The following is a 2,965-nucleotide window of genomic DNA, read 5'->3' as shown; positions in this document are numbered from 1 at the left end:
TTGTTGACGTTGCGGGCATAGATAATGAGAACGATCAAGCGTCTTAAGTGCATTCAGTGGATGCCTTGGCGTGTGCAGGCGATGAAGGACGTAATACGCTGCGATAAGCCTCGGGGAGCTGCGAATAAGCTTTGATCCGAGGATTTCCGAATGGGGAAACCCGACCGTAAGGTCACCCGAAAGGGAGCTAACCTGGGGAACTGAAACATCTAAGTACCCAGAGGAAAGGACATCAAACGAGACTCCGTTAGTAGTGGCGAGCGAACGCGGACCAGGCCAGTGGCCTCGGTGTAAGAACGGGAACGAGTTGGAAAACTCGGCCATAGTGGGTGATAGCCCCGTACCGGTAGAAAGCATCGAGGTCCTCGAGTAAGGCGGAACACGTGAAATTCTGTCTGAACATGGGTAGACCACTATCCAAGCCTAAGTACTCGCACACGACCGATAGTGAACCAGTACCGTGAGGGAAAGGTGAAAAGCACCCCGACGAGGGGAGTGAAATAGTACCTGAAACTGGATGCATACAAACAGTCGGAGCTCGAAAGAGTGACGGCGTACCTCTTGTATAATGGGTCATCGACTTAGTCTGTCTAGCAAGCTTAAGCCGTTAGGTGTAGGCGCAGCGAAAGCGAGTCTGAATAGGGCGTTAAGTTAGACGGATTAGACCCGAAACCGAGTGATCTAGGTATGAGCAGGCTGAAGGTACGGTAACACGTACTGGAGGGCCGAACCCACGTCTGTTGAAAAAGACGGGGATGACTTGTTCCTAGGGGTGAAAGGCCAATCAAACTCGGAAATAGCTGGTTCTCCGCGAAAGATATTTAGGTATCGCCTCAGACGAATACCTCAGGGGGTAGAGCACTGGATGGGCTAGGGGGTCTCACCGACTTACCAAACCTAACCAAACTCCGAATACCTGAGAGTACTATCTGGGAGACAGACGGTGGGTGCTAACGTCCATCGTCAAAAGGGAAACAACCCTAACCTACAGCTAAGGTCCCCAAGTCATAGTTAAGTGGGAAAGCATGTGGGATTGCTTAGACAACCAGGAGGTTGGCTTAGAAGCAGCCATCCTTTAAAGATAGCGTAACAGCTCACTGGTCAAGCGATCCTGCGGCGAAGATGTACCGGGTCTAAAACTATGCACCGAAGCTTAGGGTTTGCAACTTGTTGCAAGCGGTAGCGGAGCGTTCCGTAAGCCTGTGAAGCCATACCTGTGAGGGGTGGTGGAGGTATCGGAAGTGCGAATGATGACATGAGTAGCGACAAAAAGTGTGAGAGACACTTTCGCCGAAAGTCCAAGGGTTCCTGCGCAATGCTAATCAGCGCAGGGTTAGCCGGCCCCTAAGTCGAGGCAGAAATGCGTAGACGATGGGAACCACGTTAATATTCGTGGGCCAGGTGGTAGTGACGGATCGCGCAGAGCTGTATTCCCTTATCGGATTGGGAGTGCAGTGAGCCGGTTCCAGGAAATAGCTCCACCAATATTGACCGTACCCTAAACCGACACAGGTGGACTGGTAGAGTATACCAAGGCGCTTGAGAGAACTATACTGAAGGAACTCGGCAAATTGCACGCGTAACTTCGGGATAAGCGTGACCTTGCATTGGGCAACCAGTGTCAAGGTGTCACAAAAGAGGGGGTGGCGACTGTTTATCAAAAACACAGGGCTCTGCGAAGTCGCAAGACGACGTATAGGGTCTGACGCCTGCCCGGTGCCGGAAGGTTAAAAGGAGAGGTTAACGCCTTGAATTGAAGCCCCGGTAAACGGCGGCCGTAACTATAACGGTCCTAAGGTAGCGAAATTCCTTGTCGGGTAAGTTCCGACCTGCACGAATGGCGTAACGACTTCCCCACTGTCTCCAGTATAGACTCAGCGAAATTGAATTCCCCGTGAAGATGCGGGGTTCCTGCGGTCAGACGGAAAGACCCCATGAACCTTTACTATAGCTTTGCGCTGGCATTTGTGTCGGCATGTGCAGGATAGGTGGTAGGCTTTGAAGCCAGGGCGCCAGCCTTGGTGGAGCCACAAGATGAGATACCACCCTTATCGTCATAGATGTCTAACCGCGGCATAACAGTGTCCGGGACAGCGCATGGTGGGTAGTTTGACTGGGGCGGTCGCCTCCCAAAGAGTAACGGAGGCGCGCGATGGTGGGCTCAGACCGGTCGGAAATCGGTCGTCGAGTGCAATGGCATAAGCCTGCCTGACTGCGAGACTGACAAGTCGAGCAGAGACGAAAGTCGGTCATAGTGATCCGGTGGTCCCGTGTGGAAGGGCCATCGCTCAACGAATAAAAGGTACTCTGGGGATAACAGGCTGATAATGCCCAAGCGTCCATAGCGACGGCATTGTTTGGCACCTCGATGTCGGCTCATCACATCCTGGGGCTGGAGCAGGTCCCAAGGGTATGGCTGTTCGCCATTTAAAGTGGTACGTGAGCTGGGTTCAGAACGTCGTGAGACAGTTCGGTCCCTATCTGCCGTGGGTGTTGGAATATTGAGAGGAGCTGTCCCTAGTACGAGAGGACCGGGATGGACGAACCTCTGGTGGACCTGTTGTGGCGCCAGCCGCATTGCAGGGTAGCTAAGTTCGGACGGGATAACTGCTGAAAGCATCTAAGCAGGAAGCCTCCCTCAAAACAAGTATTCCCTATCAGAGCCGTGGAAGACCACCACGTTGATAGGACAGGTGTGGAAGAGCAGCAATGCTTGAAGCTTACTGTTACTAATAGCTCGATCGGCTTGATCGTTCTCATTAATCTATGTCCGTAAACACATCAGTTTACTCAGTTCATTAAAACCAGAATTCACGTTTTATGTTTTTCGCTGACCTTGTGGTTCTTGCGAGGAGCCCAAGACCCGATCCCATCCCGAACTCGACCGTCAAATTCCTCCGCGCCAATGGTACTAAGTCTCAAGACTTGGGAGAGTAGGTCACTGCAAGGTCTGCCAAAAACATAA

2 rRNA genes are annotated in these 2,965 nt (G+C 52.2%); both read left to right on the top strand.

The features are described from left to right. Positions 1-32 precede the first annotated feature (32 nt). Positions 33-2,754 (top strand): 23S ribosomal RNA (locus JHC09_RS16760). 80 nt (positions 2,755-2,834) lie between these two features. Further along, positions 2,835-2,950, top strand: a 5S ribosomal RNA gene (rrf, locus tag JHC09_RS16755). Positions 2,951-2,965: the final 15 nt, after the last annotated feature.

It is taken from the genome of Devosia sp. MC532 (genome assembly GCF_016461625.1).
Taxonomy (GTDB): domain Bacteria; phylum Pseudomonadota; class Alphaproteobacteria; order Rhizobiales; family Devosiaceae; genus Devosia.
The sequence above is the reverse complement of the archived record's forward strand: the minus strand, read 5'-3'. Positions and strand labels throughout refer to the sequence as shown.